The 1076-nt window shown below is 47.3% G+C and carries 1 protein-coding gene; it reads right to left on the bottom strand.

Annotated features, from left to right (window positions below; translation table 11 throughout):
* Window positions 1-446: 446 nt before the first annotated feature.
* Window positions 447-1007, bottom strand: a complete 561-nt coding sequence (locus tag CIK76_RS19095; RefSeq protein ID WP_141393554.1) for a hypothetical protein — start codon at window positions 1005-1007, stop codon at window positions 447-449.
* Window positions 1008-1076: the final 69 nt, after the last annotated feature.

Genomic DNA, 1076 nt, shown 5'->3' with positions numbered 1-1076 from the left:
GAATGACTGGATTAATAGTGCCGGAGGTGGATTCTTCCCCAGCATTCCGGGGAACTCTAACTATTCATGGGGAGCCGATGTCCAGAGCCCTGGAGGTCGCGACCTGCTGTGAGAATACATGGTGCGTGGACGCCTCTCAAGGCGCGAAACTCATGCCCGCGCAGTACTGCGTCGGGTGCGGGTAGACCTCAACCAGCAGGGCGCCTTGCGAAGTTGCCCCGACAGCCAAATGGTGTGAGCTGATGATCTCATGCCGGCAATACGGCGAAATCCTAGTGACGCTTCATCGGGCGCGCGTTACCGGCCAATTCCATTCAGCAGTTCAGCTAATTTCTTGTTATGTAGCAAGCCACAGCCCCTGCTGTCGCTGCATCTCTGAATTGAACCGTTGCTATTTTCCCGCTATGAAAATGGCATCGACAGCCCTTTTATAGGCATGAGGTCAGTTAAGCCAGCGTGTCCTTAAGGTCAAATTCTGAATTTATCAAGTTTTTGAACCTGGCTCGTAAGTAATTGAAAAATCTAGCAAAAGCTAGACCTAACACTACGCAATTTGTGGCTACCACGAACCCTCGGCTATTCATTAGAACCGGCACCCCACATCGTTCAGCTGCGGCCAGAATCCAACTAGGATCAGCAATATTTTCTTGGACCATAATTGCCCCCTCATCGGAAGAGCATGCGTCCATAGGAAATTCTTTTAAAGTAATTTCATTATCAACCGAGAAACTATAAAGTAGTTCGAAATTCAATCCAATTCTATAAAGTACGTAGAGAAGTATCGCGAACAACGATGGCATTAAAAAATGCGAATAAAAATGGTTTGTTGATTGAATTCCAAAATTAAGTATGATTCGAATAATTCCGAATAAATAGCCAAGAATTGCCCCAGAAGCTGGCAGGTCAACTAAAACCGAAGGCAGTAGAGCGCCTGAATGTTGACTTGTTGACTGATTCAAAAAACCACTAGTCAATGGGAGTAGTGCTGCGCCGATGACCCCTGCCAAAGTTCCATACCCAACCACCGTGGCGAGGTCAGTGAGTGCCTTCTTGATGCTAACCTCGGTATTTCATGG

It is taken from the genome of Glutamicibacter sp. BW80 (genome assembly GCF_002332385.1).
Lineage (GTDB): Bacteria > Actinomycetota > Actinomycetes > Actinomycetales > Micrococcaceae > Glutamicibacter.
This window is presented reverse-complemented; position numbering and strand designations above follow the sequence as displayed.